The organism is Nocardia sp. NPDC051981, from assembly GCF_040680715.1.
Classification (GTDB): Bacteria; Actinomycetota; Actinomycetes; order Mycobacteriales; family Mycobacteriaceae; genus Nocardia.
Window position 1 is genome coordinate 154,065 of sequence record NZ_JBFAXK010000018.1, and the last position, 15,701, is coordinate 169,765.

Annotated in this window: 16 protein-coding genes; 5 read left to right on the top strand and 11 right to left on the bottom strand. The window is 67.9% G+C overall.

Going from position 1 to position 15,701, the window contains the following annotated elements; all coding sequences use genetic code 11:
• Positions 1 to 62: 62 nt before the first annotated feature.
• The 5 genes from AB0L60_RS28090 to AB0L60_RS28110 all read left to right on the top strand — a co-directional run bounded on the left by AB0L60_RS28090 (position 63) and on the right by AB0L60_RS28110 (position 3,811).
• A complete protein-coding gene (locus tag AB0L60_RS28090; RefSeq protein WP_364619544.1) occupies positions 63 to 1,073 on the top strand; it encodes a glycosyltransferase in 1,011 nt (336 codons plus the stop codon).
• 279 nt (positions 1,074 to 1,352) lie between these two features.
• Positions 1,353 to 1,682: a hypothetical protein gene (locus AB0L60_RS28095; RefSeq protein WP_364619547.1), complete on the top strand. Its 330-nt coding sequence runs from the start codon at positions 1,353 to 1,355 to the stop codon at positions 1,680 to 1,682.
• Positions 1,683 to 1,827: 145 nt separating this feature from the next.
• Positions 1,828 to 2,505 (top strand): phenylacetaldoxime dehydratase family protein, encoded by a 678-nt coding sequence (locus tag AB0L60_RS28100; protein ID WP_364619550.1) that lies wholly within the window; start codon positions 1,828 to 1,830, stop codon positions 2,503 to 2,505.
• Positions 2,506 to 2,565: 60 nt separating this feature from the next.
• A complete protein-coding gene (locus tag AB0L60_RS28105) occupies positions 2,566 to 3,255 on the top strand; it encodes a low molecular weight phosphatase family protein (protein ID WP_364619552.1) in 690 nt (229 codons plus the stop codon).
• Between the two features lie 193 nt (positions 3,256 to 3,448).
• Positions 3,449 to 3,811 (top strand): hypothetical protein, encoded by a 363-nt coding sequence (locus tag AB0L60_RS28110; protein WP_364619554.1) that lies wholly within the window; start codon positions 3,449 to 3,451, stop codon positions 3,809 to 3,811.
• Between the two features lie 182 nt (positions 3,812 to 3,993).
• Here AB0L60_RS28110 and AB0L60_RS28115 read toward each other — a convergent pair whose 3' ends face one another.
• The 11 genes from AB0L60_RS28115 to AB0L60_RS28165 form a co-directional block, all read right to left on the bottom strand.
• On the bottom strand, positions 3,994 to 4,857 hold the full coding sequence (locus AB0L60_RS28115; protein ID WP_364619651.1) for an acyl-CoA thioesterase II: 864 nt from the start codon (positions 4,855 to 4,857) through the stop codon (positions 3,994 to 3,996).
• Between the two features lie 61 nt (positions 4,858 to 4,918).
• Positions 4,919 to 6,343, bottom strand: a complete 1,425-nt coding sequence (pyk, locus tag AB0L60_RS28120) for a pyruvate kinase (RefSeq protein WP_364619557.1) — start codon at positions 6,341 to 6,343, stop codon at positions 4,919 to 4,921.
• Positions 6,344 to 6,433: 90 nt separating this feature from the next.
• Positions 6,434 to 7,102, bottom strand: a complete 669-nt coding sequence (locus AB0L60_RS28125) for an amino acid ABC transporter permease (protein WP_364619560.1) — start codon at positions 7,100 to 7,102, stop codon at positions 6,434 to 6,436.
• Between the two features lie 21 nt (positions 7,103 to 7,123).
• Positions 7,124 to 7,879 (bottom strand): transporter substrate-binding domain-containing protein, encoded by a 756-nt coding sequence (locus tag AB0L60_RS28130; protein WP_364619562.1) that lies wholly within the window; start codon positions 7,877 to 7,879, stop codon positions 7,124 to 7,126.
• Positions 7,880 to 8,069: 190 nt separating this feature from the next.
• Entirely contained in the window at positions 8,070 to 8,510 is a 441-nt protein-coding gene (locus AB0L60_RS28135) for an NINE protein (protein WP_364619565.1), read from the bottom strand.
• A 20-nt stretch (positions 8,511 to 8,530) separates the two neighbouring features.
• Positions 8,531 to 9,709, bottom strand: a complete 1,179-nt coding sequence (lgt, locus tag AB0L60_RS28140; RefSeq protein WP_364619568.1) for a prolipoprotein diacylglyceryl transferase — start codon at positions 9,707 to 9,709, stop codon at positions 8,531 to 8,533.
• Positions 9,710 to 9,902: 193 nt separating this feature from the next.
• Positions 9,903 to 10,703, bottom strand: coding sequence for a tryptophan synthase subunit alpha (gene trpA, locus AB0L60_RS28145; RefSeq protein WP_364619571.1), 801 nt, complete (start codon positions 10,701 to 10,703; stop codon positions 9,903 to 9,905).
• On the bottom strand, positions 10,700 to 12,010 hold the full coding sequence (gene trpB, locus AB0L60_RS28150) for a tryptophan synthase subunit beta (RefSeq protein ID WP_364619574.1): 1,311 nt from the start codon (positions 12,008 to 12,010) through the stop codon (positions 10,700 to 10,702). Before trpB ends, trpA begins: the two co-directional genes overlap by 4 nt.
• Before the next feature lie 8 nt (positions 12,011 to 12,018).
• Entirely contained in the window at positions 12,019 to 12,837 is an 819-nt protein-coding gene (gene trpC, locus AB0L60_RS28155; RefSeq protein WP_354846048.1) for an indole-3-glycerol phosphate synthase TrpC, read from the bottom strand.
• 149 nt (positions 12,838 to 12,986) lie between these two features.
• Entirely contained in the window at positions 12,987 to 13,967 is a 981-nt protein-coding gene (locus AB0L60_RS28160; protein WP_364619577.1) for a TIGR02234 family membrane protein, read from the bottom strand.
• On the bottom strand, positions 13,964 to 15,499 hold the full coding sequence (locus AB0L60_RS28165; protein ID WP_364619579.1) for an anthranilate synthase component I: 1,536 nt from the start codon (positions 15,497 to 15,499) through the stop codon (positions 13,964 to 13,966). The genes AB0L60_RS28160 and AB0L60_RS28165 overlap by 4 nt, the downstream gene beginning before the upstream one ends.
• Between the last annotated feature and the right edge of the window lie 202 nt (positions 15,500 to 15,701).

The window sequence follows — 15,701 nt, forward strand, 5'->3', positions numbered from 1 at the left end:
GTGGTGTCCGGCAGGAGGTTCGAGGGATGGTCAACCTTGGGTTGACGGGCTAGGGTGGCGGGATGCGCCTTGTGTTTGCCAGCCTTGCGACTGTGGGGCATGCGTATCCGCTGGTGCCGCTGGCGGTGGCGGCGCGGGAAGCGGGGTGCGAGGTGCATTTCGCGGTGGGGGCGGGGATGCACGGGGTGATCGAGCGGCATGGGTTGGGGGCGTTTCGGCCGGGGGATTGTTTTTCCGAGATGTATGCGGAGGATATTGCAGGGGATTTGGAACGGTTGCGGCCGGACCTGGTGATTCATGAGTGGGGGGTGCCGGGGGCGGCGATTGCGGCGCGGCGGGCGGGGATTCCGGCGGTGTGGCATGGGTTCGGGCGGATGTTTCCAGAGGGGATCGGGCTGGAGATGCCGACGCGGATCGCCGGGGTCGAGGGGGTGCCGCATATCGATATTTGCCCGGTCTCGCTGCAGGACAAGGAATTTCTGAAAGAGGAACGGATCGAGTTGCGGCCGGTTCCTTATCCGGAGACTGGGGAACTCGGCGCGTTGCGGGACATACCGTCGTCTCGACCACTGATCTACCTGACGCTGGGCACCGTATTCGGCACACCGGGACTGCTCACGCAAGCCTTGTCCGGGCTCTCTCGGCTCGACGCCCAGGTCATCGTCGCTGCGGGGCGGCTGGATCCGGACGAGCTCGGTGCGCTGCCGGGCAATGTCAGTGTTCACGGCTGGGTGCGGCAGTCTCGGCTACTGCCCCACGTCGATCTCGTCGTGCATCACGGGGGCAGCGGCACCACGCTCGGGGCATTGAATTTCGGAGTGCCGCAACTGGTTCTGCCGCAGGGGGCCGACCAGTTCGCCAATGCGGAGGCGCTGGAGGCGGTGGGTGCGGCGATTCCGCTCGGGGCGGGCGAGGTCGACACGGACACGATCGCCGATCGGGCGGCGCGGTTGCTGCCGCGACGGGGCAATTCTTATCGCGAGGCGGCCGAGGCGGTCGCGGCGGAGATCGCTCGGATGCCCGGGCCGGACGAAGTCGTCGAGCGGCTGCGCGACTACGTCGCGGGCAGATAGGGGGACCGGGGCTCCCATACCAGGGTCGGATGGGGGATAAATCGGGGCGAACAGTCGGATTTCACTACGGCGGGCCGCCGCGTCGCGCATCATCGGTGTCCGTAGGTCCGAGAGCATGGTGGAGGTTGCATGCGAATCCCGATATCCACGGTGGCGAAAGTGGGGCCGGCCGGGGTCGGCCTGGTGGTGGCGGTTATGGCATTGTGCGCTGGTTGCGGGACGGAAACGGGCGGGTCGGCGGTACCAGCCGGGAGCGGATCGACGGCGGGCGAGACGACCGTGGCCAAAGCTACGTCTTCGAAAGCATCGAACCAGCCGTCGGACGGGCTGCCGGTGGCCGCGAACGGGACCGATCTCAGCGCCTGCGCCAACGGCAATTGCGAGGTCCGGGTCGACGGGCCGACCACGATTCCGGTTCCCGGATTCTCCCGGATCAACAATGTCCGGATCGAGCAGATCATCCCGGGCATGGTCACCGCGTCGACGACCGTGTTCGGGTTGCCGGTGTTCAGCTCGACCGCAGTCGGCGGCACCATCGCCCTGAACGGCCTGAACGTGAAGATCGTTGCGGTCCACGGCAACTCGGCCGTGCTGCGGCTGAGTACCTAGCAGGCGCGCCGACCGCATCCACGTTCGGGCCGCGCATCGCACGGCGGACTAGACTTCGGGCAGGACGAGGAAACAGCGCCTTCGAACCGCGAGCACAGCGGCGCCGTAGTCCCGCACAGATCAGCGAAGCGTGCGGAGGTCACGAATGCGGGTGGAGAGAATGACCGCGGACCTGTCCGAATATCCGGATCTGGTCGTGATCCTGCTCGGAATGCGCGTGCGCAAGCCGCGTGGAATCCTGCGGCTGCTGGGCGTCGGCCCCAAGCTGTACCGGTCACATCACGACATGCCGGACGGGCTCCTGTCACACGAGGATGTGGTGTGGTCGCTGTGGCCGCCGCACTGGGGTGCACGGCAGTACTGGCGGGATCTGGAGAGCCTGGAACGGTGGACGCGGTCGGACCCGCACCGGCAGTGGTGGCAGCAATTCCTGCGGGATTCCGGCGGCACCGGATTCTGGCACGAAGCCTATTTCGCCAGGGGCGGAATCGATTCCGTGTACGACGATATGTCCACGGCCACCGGGCTGGCCCGGTTCGCACGCACCGTCCCTGCTCGGGGGCGGTTGTTCTCGACACGCGGCCGGGTCGGCGATACAGTCCATGCCGGAGATCGGGCTGTGCCCGAAATCGCGCCCGTGATAACGGAATCCGTGCTGTACGACACGGCGGATACCAATAGTTGTTCGGCTATTGATTTGCCGGACACGAACGGGCATGCTCACATTCCAGGGACGTTGACCTGTTGCCAACCGGACACTCCGGTAAACGAGAATCAACATCAGGTGAGCGACATTCGACCTCGCGATGAACATCGCGGTTGAAACGTGTGATTCGGTCACGGAACAGTTTCGAAGCGACAACGGCGGGCATAAGTTATCCGCATGCATGTGTTGTTCGTGTGCAGCGGAAATGTTTGCCGATCCGTCATTGCCGAGCGCCTCGCCCTGGCGGTGGCCGCTGACCACGGACTACAGGAGCTGTCCGCCGAGAGTGCCGGCGTACGCGCACTGGTCGGATTCCCCGTGGAACCCCTTGCCGCACAGACGATTGTGGGCCTCGGCGGCAACGCCGACAATTTCAAGGCCCGCCGCCTCAAGGCGGAGATGGTGCACCGCGCCGACCTGGTGCTGGCCATGACCGAGAAGATTCGCGACCAGGTGCGCGAACTCGTGCCCGAGGCGCTGCCCCGCACCTTCACGCTGCTCGAGGCGTACCGGATCGCCAAGGTCAGCGGCGCACGCACCGTGGTCGGACTGCACGCCGCACGCAACGATCTCGCGTACGTCGGCCGGGAGAACATCTCCGATCCGGTCGGCCTGTCGCCGCAACAGTTTTGCGAGGTCGGCGACCGCATCGCCGAGGCGCTGGTGCCGCTGCTGCTCGCCCTGCACGCCCATCAGCATCCGCAGGCCACATTGCGCCCGCGCAGCGCCGCGGACGGGCAGCCGCCGCTGCTGGTGATAGACGGCGGCCGGGGCGAGCAGGGCAGGCGAGCCGCGTACCCGCGGCCGGCCGAATACTCCGGGCCGGCAGTCGAACCGACCCGGCACGCGGCGGAATCCGCCGGATAGCAGGCAAATCCGGCATCCGAGCCCTGGACCGTCGCGTGTCAATGCACCTTGCTGCCTGGTTGGTCCGGTAAGGGATTACACTCTCGCGCGGAACACTTATCCGTTCCGCCGAACGCCACTGCCGGTGGTTCGACACAAGAACAGGACCAAGGACATGCCGAAGCGAATTTCGGATGTTTCGCTCCATGTTTACGTGACACCTCAGACCCTGCACCGCGTCACCAAGACGGTGTGCCGGGTGGTCGATGACTACGTCGCCGATCGAGATATATTCGCGTGGCGCTTCACCCTCCCGGTGGAGTGCGACGAACCCACCCACACTGTGCTCGAAACCCAGTGGCGGCTGGACAATCCGGGCGTGGAGCCCGGCACCCGCCGCACCTACGAGATCGCGCTCAGCCTGGTGGGCGAGGCCCGTCAACTAACCAAGGCGGGCATCGCCAAGCTCGAGCAGCGCCTCGTGCTGGAACTGTCCGCCGACGAACCGATCCCCTACATCGTGCATGCCCTGCAGCGCGAGAACTTCGAGCTCGAAGAGAACCGCGAGCTGATCTAACTCTCAGAGCTCTCAGGGGCTTCGCCCCCGAACAACCTCGAGATTTCGGGAGCTCCGCCCCCGGACCCCCGCGATTCGCCGTGCCCATCACCCGGAGCGCGCCACGCCTGGAAAGCACGTCGGGCCGCACCCTGGAGGGCACGGCCCGAGCATGTATGCGTCGTTGTCCGAGCGATCGCGTGTCAGCGGCGCGCTGGGAAGTGGCGGATCACGCCTTCCTGCACGGTTGTCGCGAGCAGGTCGCCGTTCCGGGCGTAGAAGTGGCCGCGGGCCAGGCCGCGGGAACCCGCCGCCACCGGGGACTCGGTCGCGTAGAGCGACCAGTCGTCGAAGCGGAAGGGCCGGTGGAACCAGATGGAGTGGTTCACCGTGGCCGCGATGATGCGGTCCCAGCCCCAGGACAGCCCGTGCGTGGTGATGATGGAGTCCAGCACCGTGGTGTCGGACGAATATGCCAGCGCCGCAACGTGAATCAGCGGGTCGTCGGGCAGCTGCCCGTCGGTGCGCATCCAAACCCGGTTGTGGCCGAGGCTCTCGCCCTTGCCCTTGAGGATCCAGGCCGGGTCGTTGGTGTAGCGCATCTCGATGGGATGCGGTGCGTCGACGAACATCTGGAGCTTGTCCTCCAGACCCGCGAACGACTCCTCCACGCGCGGAAGGTCGTCCGGCCCCGGGACGTCGGGCAGGGGCGCGCCGTGCTCGAGCCCCTTGCCCCAGTCCTGGAAGGCGGCGAGCATGACGAACAGCTCCTGCCCGTCCTGGTACGCCGTCACCGTGCGGTTGGCGATGGAGCGGCCGTCCCGATGCCGATCGACGTGGTATTCGATGGGCTGCTTCGGGTCACCGCCACGGACGAAGTGCGCGTTGACCGCGTGGATCGGACGCTCCGGACCCACCGTCCGTCCCGCGGCGATGATCGCCTGCGAGACCAGCTGGCCGCCGAACGTGCGGCTCCACACCTTCTCGGGATGGTGTCCGAGGAAGAGGTCGGGGCCGTTCTCCTCCAGATCGAGCAGGCGCAGCAGCTCCCGCAGATCGTCGGACAGACCGGTCCCCTCGGGGTCCGCGACGACGTCCGAAGACGTCTCGTCCAGCGACGCACTCAAATTAGTGGTCCTCCTCGCCGATGCGATGCACGTGGATCAGGTTGGTGGACCCGACAGTACCCGGCGGCGAGCCGGCCACGATGACCACGAGGTCACCCTTCTTGTACCGGCCGATCGAGAGCAACGCGTTGTCCACCTGGTGGATCATCTCGTCGGTCGTGCCCACCGGAGGAACGATGAACGTTTCCACGCCCCACGTCAAGGCGAGCTGACTGCGAATCGCGGCCTGCGGGGTGAAGGCCAGCAGCGGCAGCGGGGTGTGCAGGCGGGCCAGGCGGCGCACCGTGTCACCGGACTGCGTGAAGGCAACCAGCGCTTTGGCATTCAACCGCTCGCCGATGTCGCGGGCGGCGTAGGAGATGACACCGCGCTTGGTCCGCGGCACGTGGGTCAGCGGCGGCACCCGGGTCGAGGACTCGGATTCCACGGCGTGCACGATGCGGGCCATGGTGCGCACGGCCTCGATGGGGTAGTCGCCGACCGAGGTCTCACCGGAGAGCATGACCGCGTCCGCGCCGTCGAGCACGGCGTTGGCCACGTCGGAGGCCTCGGCCCGGGTCGGGCGGGAGTTGGTGATCATGGACTCCAGCATCTGGGTGGCCACGATGACCGGCTTGGCGTTCTCGCGCGCCATCTGCACCGCGCGCTTCTGCACCAGCGGCACCTGCTCGAGCGGCAGCTCCACGCCGAGGTCGCCGCGGGCGACCATGATGGCGTCGAAGGCCAGCACGATGGCTTCCAGATTGTCGATGGCTTCGGGCTTTTCGAGCTTGCCGATGACCGGCACCCGGCGGCCCACGCGATCCATGATGTCGTGCACCAGCTCCACGTCGGAGGGCGAGCGCACGAAGGACAGCGCGATGAAGTCCACGCCCAGGTTCAGGGCGAATTCCAGGTCGTCGATGTCCTTTTCGGACAGCGCGGGCACGGACACGTCCATGCCGGGCAGCGAGACGCCCTTGTTGTTGGAGACGGGGCCGCCCTCGGTGACCCGGCAGATGACGTCGTTGTCCTCGACACGCAGCACGGTCAGCCCGACCTTGCCGTCGTCCACGAGCAGCCGGTCGCCGGGCTTGGCGTCCTTGGCGAGGTGTTTGTAGGTGGTGGAAACCCGGTCGTGAGTTCCTACGATGTCGTCGACGGTGATACGGACTTCCTCGCCGGTGTTCCAGACGGTCTTGCCGTCGCCCTCGAACCGGCCCAGCCGGATCTTCGGGCCCTGCAGGTCGGCGAGGATACCGACGGCGCGGCCGGCCGTATCGCTGGCAGCGCGCACCTTCTTGTAGTTCTCGGCATGATCGGAGTGCTCGCCGTGGCTGAAGTTCAGGCGCGCAACGTCCATGCCACTTTCGACGAGTTCACGAATCCGGTCCTCGGATGACACTGCTGGTCCGAGGGTGCACACAATCTTCGTTCGTCGCATCACGCGTTCAACCCTAGACCTGTGACAACCCTCATGCCGACCCCGGCACACACATATACAGATCTCGTAAGCAGCCGTTCAGCTATCTCACGATCAACGCGCAACGTGCCGGGCCAGACGGGTCTCCAGCCGAGTCTGACCGAAGCCGAGGACCAGGCATATTACCCAGTAGTAGATTGCCGCGACGCCGTAGAGCGCGAAGAAGTCGAAGGTGGGCGCGGCGGCCATTTGCGCGGTGCGCAGCAACTCGGTCACCAGAATGGTGGAAGCGAGCGACGTGTCCTTCACCAGGGAGATGAGGGTGTTGGACAGCGGGGGCACCGCGATGCGGGAGGCCTGCGGCAGGATGACCAGCCGCAGCGCCTGCGCGTAGTTCATGCCGACCGAGTAGGACGCCTCCCACTGCCCCTGGGCCACCGAAAGGATCGCGGCCCGAATGATTTCCGCCGCATAGCCGCCGACATTGAGGCTGAACGCGATGATCGCCGCCGGAAACGGCTCCAGCACGATATTGAAGGCGGGCAGGCCGAAGAAGATGATGAACAGCTGCACCAGCAGCGGCGTGCCGCGGATGATCGAGATGTAGAAGCGCGCGGCCGCGTGCAGCGGCCACACGCTCGACATCCGGGCCAGCGCCACGAACAGCGCTATCGCCAGGCCGATCACGAAGCTGATGACGGTCAGCGGCAGCGTCTTGGTGACCGTGGCCTCCAGCATGGGCCAGAGGTTGTGCCGCACCAGCGCCCAGGTGGCGTCGTCCATCGTCGAATTGCCCTGTACCGCTTACTTGCTGACGTCGGTGCCGAAGTACTTGTCGGAGATCTTGGCGAGGGTGCCGTCGGCGCGCAGTTCGTCGAGCGCCTTGTTTACCTGATTGGTCAGCGCCTGCGAGTCCTTGCGGGCGGCGAAGGCCTGCTTGGAGACCTCACCGGTCTTGCCGACGACCTGGATGGTGCCGGTGCCCTGCTGCTTGGTGTAGGCGTTCACCGCGAGGGTGTCGTTGACGGTGGCGTCGGCGCGGCCGGTCTTGAGCAGCTGCACCGCCTCCACGAAGCCGGGGATGGCCTCGACCTTGCAGCCGGCGCCCTTGGCGGTGTCGGCCCAGTTGGAGGTCTCGGACTGGGCGCAGGTCTTGCCGTTCAGATCGGCCAGGGCGTGGACGCCGTCATTGCCGGTCTTGGTGACGATGACGCCCTCGGACACGGTGTAGGGCTGGGAGAGCGAATACTTCTGCTCGCGTTCGGGTTTGATGGTGACCTGGTTGGCGATGAGGTCCACGCGCTTGGATTCCAGTGCGGCGAACAGCGAGTCCCAGGGGGCGGTGGTGAATTCCACCTTCTTGCCGATCTTGTCGCCGACGGCCTTGATGACGTCGACGTCGTAGCCGGTGAGGGTGCCGTTGTCCTGGTAGGTGAACGGGGAGTAGTTGCCCTCGGTGCCGACTTTGAGCGTGTTCGCGTCGTCCTTGCTCGAGCTGCATGCGACGAGCCCTGCAGCGGCGACAACGGCGAGCATGACGGCGGCGAGCTTACGGCGCACGACGGGGACCTCTCCTCGGGCGTGGCTGACCACGCGACAGAACAACCGACAAAGGGTACGCCCCGAACCGACCGGGCGGCACGGCAACCATCATGATGCGCGAAACACTGGCGCTGAATCGCGCCCGATGATAAGCGCCAACGGCCGCCACCCGGTCGGGCGGCGGCCGTTGGACGCGGAAGTATCGCCGTCAGTCGCGCAGCGGACGTCCCTGCAGGTCGGGGACCTTGCCGGTGAGCATGAGAATGCCGTCGATCAGCGACCAGACCCCGCAGCCGCCGCAGGTGATCAGCTGCAGCACACCGATCGTGGTGTAGCCCAGGTAGAACCGGCCGACACCGAAGTGCCCGATGAAGATCTGCAGCAGGCCCGCGGTGAGCTTGCTCTTGTCCGAGAACGGAACTCCGAATTGGTCGCGGCCGAACGGGGCTTCCGGGTCACCGCCGTAGGGCCCGGCCGGGCCCGGGATCGGATACGGCATCGGTTGGTCGTACGGCTGACCCGGCTGGCCGTAAGGCTGCTGGCCCGGGTACGGCTGCTGGCCGTAGGGCTGCCCGTACTGCGGGCCGGTGCCGGGAACGCCGTACTGCGGCCCGTCCTGCGTCGGCGGCTTGTCGAATGGGTCGGTCACTCACGTCCTCCTGGTCGCGGTCAGGAGCCATTCTTGCCGGACTCGACCGTCTTCGCCTGGTCGACCGCGGTGGACTCCGTCGCCTCCGGCTCGGAATCGCCGGTTTCGGAAGAGATATCGCGCTCGGTCTCGGATTCGTTGCCGGCGGCCGGGGATTCCGTTCCGGTGTCACCCGCGGACTTTTCGGTGGTCGGCTCGTCGACCTCGGTGACGGCCGCCTGCGAATCCCCTGCCGCCGAGCCGGTTCCGGCCGTCGCACCCGCCGCCCCGAACGCTCGCAGCGCACCGATCTGCCACGGCCAGGGCCGTTCCACGCCGGCGCGCAGCTGGTCGGCGGTCTCACGGCCCTTGGTGGCGAACAGGAAATAGGCCACGGCGCAGACGAATACGATCGCCGAGGTGAAGGTATTGATACGAAGACCGAGGACGTGGGTGGCCTCGTCGTCACGCAGCAGCTCCACGAAGAAGCGGCCGAAGCAGTAGACCGCCACATAGAGCGCGAACAGGCGGCCGTGGCCGATGCGGAACTTGCGATCCACGTAGAGCAGCACGGCCACGCCGAGCAGGTTCCAGATCAGCTCGTAGAGGAAGGTCGGCTGCACGATCTTCTCCGCCGGGCCCGCGGCGGTGCCGTTCATCATGTCCAGCTGGCCGCTGTGGTCGTAGCGCAGGAAGATCTCCAGGCCCCACGGCACCTTGGTCTCGCGGCCGTAGAGCTCCTGGTTGAAGTAGTTGCCGAGCCGGCCGATAGCCTGGGCCAGCAGGATGCCCGGGGCGATGGCGTCGCCGAAGGCGGGCAATGGAATCCGGTACACCCGGCAGCCGATCCAGGCCCCGATGCCACCGAGCAGCACCGCGCCCCAGATGCCGAGGCCGCCCTCCCAGATCTTGAGCGCGTTGATGGGGTGACCGCCGGCGCCGAAGTACTTCTGCCAGTCGGTGGCCACGTGGTAGAGCCGTCCGCCGATCAGGCCGAACGGCACCGCGAACATGGCCACGTCGAGCACCATGCCGGTCTGGCCGCCGCGCGCCACCCACCGCTTCTCACCCAGCCAGATAGCCGCGATGATGCCGAGGATGATGCAGATGGCGTACGCCCGCAGCGGGAACGGCCCAATGTTCCAGACCCCGCGCGGCGGGCTGGGAATGTAGGCCAGGACATCGGCGCCGGTGCTCTCGGCAAGGGCTCGTATGGTCACGAGTCCCCACCGTAGCCCAACAGGCCCGCGGCGTGCTGTCTCAGGTCAGCGCGCGCCGTGGGATTCGCCGCGATCGGTGGCGCCGGCAGCCGGTAACGCAACGGATATACGAAGCGGCGCGCATCCCCGCACCGCCGGACAATGCCCAAGGGTGCGTACCGAATTCGGTACGCACCCTTGGGGATTGCCTTGGTTACGAGGAAACCGCCGCCGAGCGGACGCCCTGCGCCAGCTCCGCCGTCAGTGTCCGGACCGCGTCCAGACCCTGCGCCGCCGCGGTCACCAGGGCCGAGCCCACGATGACGCCGTCGGCGTAGGAGGCGATTTCGGCCGCCTGCGCGCCATTGCGCACACCCAGGCCGACGCCGATCGGAATATCGGAGTGGGTGCGCACCCGCGCGCACAGGGCCGGGGCCATGGAGGACACCGCGTCGCGCGCACCGGTCACACCCATGGTCGAGGCCGCGTACACGAAACCCTTGCTGGCTTCGAGCGTCTTGACCAGGCGCTCCTCGGTGGACGACGGCGCGACCAGGAAGATGCGATCCAGGTTGTGGGTCGAGGACGCCACGAACCAGTCGTCGGCCTCCTCCGGAATCAGGTTGGGCGTGATCAGGCCGAGGCCGCCCGCCGCCGCCAGATCGCGGGAGAAGCTGTCGACGCCGTACTTGAGCACCGGGTTCCAGTAGGTCATGACGACGGCCTTGCCGCCCGCCTGGGAGATGGCCTCCACGACCTTGAACACGTCGCGCACCCGGACGCCGCCGGCCAGCGCCTGCTCGGCGGCATGCTGGATGGTCGGGCCGTCCATCACCGGATCGGAGTAGGCGACGCCGACTTCGATGATGTCGCAACCGGATTCGACCATGGCCTTGCACACGTCGATGGAACCCTGGAGGTCCGGGTAGCCGGCGGGCAGGTAGCCGATGAGCGCGGCCCGATTCTCCTCGCGGGCGGTTGCGAAGGTGTTCGCGAGGCGGGACTGCTGGCTCACTGCTTCTCCCCTGCGTTCTCTTCGGCCTTGTCGAACAGCCCGAACCACTCGGCTGCGGTGTCCATGTCCTTGTCACCGCGTCCGGACAGGTTCACCACGATGATCGCGCCCTCGCCGAGCTCCTTGCCGAGTTTCACCGCGCCCGCGACCGCGTGCGCGGACTCGATGGCCGGAATGATGCCCTCGGCACGGCTCAGCAGCAGCAGCGCGTCCATGGCCTCGGTATCGGTGATCGGGTAGTACTCCGCCCGGCCGATGTCCTTGAGGTAGGCGTGCTCCGGGCCGACGCCCGGGTAGTCCAGACCGGCCGAAATCGAATGGGATTCGATGGTCTGGCCGTCTTCGTCCTGGAGCAGGTAGGAGTACGCGCCCTGGAACGCACCCGGGGTGCCACCGGTGAAAGTCGCTGCGTGACGGCCGGTTTCGACACCGTCGCCCGCGGCCTCGTAGCCGATCAGGCGCACGCCCGGATCGTCGATGAAGGCGTGGAAGATGCCGATGGCATTGGAACCGCCACCGACGCAGGCGGTTACGGCGTCGGGCAGGCGGCCGGTCAGGGCCTGCACCTGCTGGCGCGCCTCCAGACCGATGATGCGCTGGAAGTCGCGCACCATGAGCGGGAACGGGTGCGGGCCCGCGGCGGTGCCGAAGCAGTAGTAGGTCTGCTCGGCATTGGTGACCCAGTCGCGCAGCGCCTCGTTGATGGCGTCCTTGAGGGTCTGCGAACCCGTTGTCACACTGATGACTTCGGCGCCGAGCAGCCGCATGCGGGCCACGTTCAGCTGCTGGCGCACGGTGTCGACCGCGCCCATGTAGATGACGCACTCGATGCCGAGCAGCGCGCACGCGGTGGCGGTCGCGACGCCGTGCTGGCCCGCGCCGGTCTCGGCGATGACGCGGGTCTTGTTCATGCGCTTGGCCAGCAGCACCTGACCGAGCACATTGTTGATTTTGTGAGAACCGGTGTGGTTCAGGTCTTCCCGCTTCAGCAGGATGCGCGCGCCGCCGGCGTGCTGCGCCAGGTTCCGGCACTCGAACACCGGCGACGGGCGCCCGGTGTAGTCACGCTGCAGGCGATCCAGCTCGTCGAGGAAGTTGGGATCGACGCGGGCCTTGTCGTATTCGGCGGTGACCTCTTCGATCACGGCCATCAGCGCCTCGGGCACGTGCCGCCCGCCGTACACGCCGAAGTGCCCGCCCAGATCGGGTTCGTGGCTCTTGTGCGTGATGCCGTCACTGGCCTGCGGGAGGCCGAGAACGTTCTTGCCGGAGGCCATTTCGGAAGAAACTCCGTGAGTGTGCGTCATCGGCTCTTTCACCGTCCCCGGCGAACCGGCTTCGGGCACGACGGGTGGGTTCCGGCGGTCACCAGCTCGGCCACCGCGGCGCGCGGGTCGCCACTGGTCACCAGGCCCTCGCCGACGAGCACGGCGTCCGCGCCCGCCCCGGCGTAGGCCAGCAGGTCGGCGGTGCCGCGAATGCCGGACTCGGCCACCCGGATCACTTCACTGGGCAGGCCGGGGGCGATGCGCGCGAACACATCCCGGTCCACCTCGAGGGTCTTGAGGTTGCGGGCGTTCACGCCGATCACGCTGGCGCCGGCCTCGAGGGCGCGGTCGGCCTCCTCCTCGGTGTGCACCTCGACCAGCGCGGTCATGCCGAGCGATTCGGTGCGGTCGATGAGCGAGGACAGCACGTCCTGTTCCAGGGCGGCCACGATCAGCAGGATCACGTCCGCGCCGTGCGCACGGGCCTCGTGGATCTGGTACGGGCCGACGATGAAGTCCTTGCGCAGGATCGGAATGTCAACCGCCACGCGAACCGCGTCGAGATCCGCGAGCGAACCGCCGAAGCGGCGCTGCTCGGTCAGCACGCTGATGATGCGCGCGCCGCCGTCCTCGTAGGCCCGGGCCAGGTCGGCGGGGTTCGGGATGTCCGCGATCGCACCCTTGGAGGGGCTGGCCCGCTTCACCTCGGCGATCACTCCGATCCCCTCCGCGTGCAGGGCGGCCTTGGCGTCACGCGGGGATTTGGCCTGCGCGGCGGCTGCCTTCACCGCCTGGAAATCCAGAAGGGCTTCCCGAGCGGCCACATCCGCGCGGACCCCGTCGAGAATCGAGTCGAGTACCGTCATCTGGCTCGAATCCTTTCTGGGGAGACGGACTTGCTGCCTGAGAATCCCCCCAGGCGCTGTCTCACCGATGCTGATAAAGAGTAAATGGCTATGCTCCCGTGCTTGACGGCGGGGCGGGTACCGGCGGCGCTGCCGGTCCCCCACCCAGCTCAGGGGCGGTTGTCACGCGCTGCCCCGTTACCCGGATCATCGTGCGCGGCAGGGTGATTGGTTTCATCGTCGGTCGGGTCGACGCCCTCGTCGAGGGCATCCCACAGCACCCGACCCGACAACTGCTTGTCGGCGCCGGCCGGGGTCCCGGATTCGTGGTCCTGAACCCGGGCCTGATGTGCGGCAACCTGCTCGGCCGCCGACAGCTTCCGCGCCGCCGGACTGTCGTACCTACCGGACATCCGGGAGGTCCCGGACGACTGCCGGACCACGAGCAGACCGGCCACGAACGCGGCCACCGCACCGGCCAGGCACACCACGGCCGGCAGCGTCGAGGTCGTCACCGCGCCCGCGTGGTCACCCCCGTGCAGTTCGGCCAGCCGGGTGGCGCGATCGGCGGTCCCCTTGTGCATGAGCAGGGCGTACGCGGGCACCGCGGACACCGCGGCCAGGACCGCGACCACCACGCCGACGCCGCGCCGCCACCAGCCGTGGGTGGCGAACACCGCCGCGATGGTGGCCAGGAAGACCAGCGCCAGTGGCGTCAGGGCCCCGAACCAGACACCGCCGTTGAGATCTCGATGGCGCGGCAGGCCGTAGTCACTGGTGATCTCGAGCCGGGCCCACGTCATGCGCGACGATCCCCACAGCAGCGCCGCCGCGATCGCCAGCAGCGCCACCGCGGCGATCGGCCGCGACCGCGTGCGCGCCCCCGCGGCGTTCGTGTCGGCTTCCGCCGCAGCGGCATTCGCCTCGGCCTCGGCCAGGTCCGCCGCCCGCGCGCGCTCGGCAGTGCGCGCGGCGTCGGTCTCGGCGTGTGGATCGGCGCCGGCGGCACCGGTTTTCCCGGTGTCCGCCCCGCCGGGCTTCGAATCGGCTTGCGCCGCTCCGTTTCCCCGCTCCGCGCTGTTTTCCGGTGTTGCGCTGCCCTCGGGTGTCGCTTTCCGTTCCGGACCCCTGTCCGGGTCCTGATCGCTCATTGATCCGCGCCGTTCGGGCGATAGGCGCGCACGGTCTCGGCGGCGGCGATGGCCTTGAGGACCGCCATGGCCTTGTTGCGGGATTCGACGTCCTCGTAGTCCGCGTCGGAGTCGGCGACGATGCCGGCGCCGGCCTGGACATAGGCGGTGCCGCCCTTGAGCAGGGCGGTGCGGATCGCGATCGCGGTGTCGGCGTCACCGGCGAAGTCCAAGTAGCCGACCACACCCGCGTAGACACCACGGCGGGTGGGCTCGAGCTCCTCGATCAGCTCCATGGCGCGGACCTTGGGCGCGCCGGAGAGGGTGCCCGCGGGGAAGCAGGCCTGGACCGCGTCGAGGGCGATCTTGCCGGCGCGCAGGCGGCCGGAGACCGTGGAGACCAGGTGCATGACGTGCGAGTAGCGCTCGACGTGGCGGTACTCGGTGACGCGCACGGTACCGGGCTCGCAGACCCGGCCCAGATCGTTGCGGCCCAGATCGACGAGCATGAGGTGCTCGGCGTTCTCCTTCTCGTCGGCGAGCAGGCCCTTCTCGAGCAGGAGGTCGTCCTCCTCGGTGACGCCGCGCCAGCGGGTGCCCGCGATCGGGTGCGTGGTGGCCACGCCGTCCTTCACCGTCACCAGCGATTCGGGGCTGGAGCCGACGATGGAGAACGCGGTGCCGCCCGAGCCGTCCGGAATGTGCATGAGGTACATGTACGGGCTCGGGTTCGAGGCCCGCAGCATGCGGTAGAGGTCCAGCGGGGTGCCGCTGTAGTCCATCTCGAAGCGCTGCGAGAGCACCACCTGGAACGCCTCACCGGCCTCGATCTCCTTGACCAGCCGCCGCACGCCCGCGCCGAATTCCTCGGAGGTGCGCTGCCGGCGGTAGTCGGGCTCGGGGCGGTCGAACACCGAGACGGTGGAGTCGGCGGGGACGGCCAGCGCCTCGGTCATGCGGTCCAGGCGGGCCATCGCGTCGTCGTAGGCCGCGTCCACGTGCTCGTCGGTGCCGTTCCAGTTGACGGCATTGGCAATGAGGGTGATCGCGCCCTCGTGGTGGTCGAAGGCGGCCAGGTCGGTGGCCAGCATCAGGACCATCTCGGGGACCTGCAGGTCATCGGTGGCGATGCTGGGCAGGCGTTCGAGGCGGCGCACGGTGTCGTAGCCGAGGTAGCCGACCAGGCCGCCGGTCAGCGGCGGCAGACCGGGCAGGCGCTCGGTGCGCAGCACCTGCAGCGACTCGCGCAGCGCGGCGAGCGGATCGCCGCCCACCGGCGCGTCGGCGGGAGTCTGGCCGAGCCAGGCCGCCGCGCCGTCGATCACGGTCAGCGCGCTGGGACTGCCCGCGCCGATGAACGACCATCGCGACCAGGAGCGGCCGGTCTCCGCCGATTCCAGCAGGAAGGTGCCGGGCCGGTCCGCGGCCAGTTTGCGGTAGGTCGAGAGCGGAGTCTCGGAGTCCGCCAACACCTTTCGGACCACCGGGACCACCCGGTGATCAGCCGCGAGCGCCCGGAACTGCTCCCGGGAGGTGGTGGTATCGATAGCCACGTTCAGAGGCAAACCATGCGCGCCGTGCATTCACCCATCATTCCAGGCCCGCCCGGCGCGATCTAAATCGCGCTCCCCGCCCAGCCGAGCGAGCGGCTGCGGCGAATACCTGAAGCGGTCATCACTACGCGCGCGGCGGTCTCCACACGCGGTGGATCGCCACTGCTCCGGCAGCAAGATGCAGAGGTCGCCCGCGGTTATC

What these genes read in the sequence shown, in the direction of transcription:
- AB0L60_RS28090 (WP_364619544.1), top strand. Translation starts at nt 63, where the DNA reads ATGCGCCTTGTGTTTGCCAGCCTTGCGACTGTGGGGCATGCGTATCCG.
- AB0L60_RS28100 (WP_364619550.1), top strand. Translation starts at nt 1,828, where the DNA reads ATGCGGGTGGAGAGAATGACCGCGGACCTGTCCGAATATCCGGATCTG.
- AB0L60_RS28105 (WP_364619552.1), top strand. Translation starts at nt 2,566, where the DNA reads ATGCATGTGTTGTTCGTGTGCAGCGGAAATGTTTGCCGATCCGTCATT.
- AB0L60_RS28125 (WP_364619560.1), bottom strand. Translation starts at nt 7,102, where the DNA reads ATGGACGACGCCACCTGGGCGCTGGTGCGGCACAACCTCTGGCCCATG.
- trpB (WP_364619574.1), bottom strand. Translation starts at nt 12,010, where the DNA reads ATGACGCACACTCACGGAGTTTCTTCCGAAATGGCCTCCGGCAAGAAC.
- trpC (WP_354846048.1), bottom strand. Translation starts at nt 12,837, where the DNA reads ATGACGGTACTCGACTCGATTCTCGACGGGGTCCGCGCGGATGTGGCC.
- AB0L60_RS28160 (WP_364619577.1), bottom strand. Translation starts at nt 13,967, where the DNA reads ATGAGCGATCAGGACCCGGACAGGGGTCCGGAACGGAAAGCGACACCC.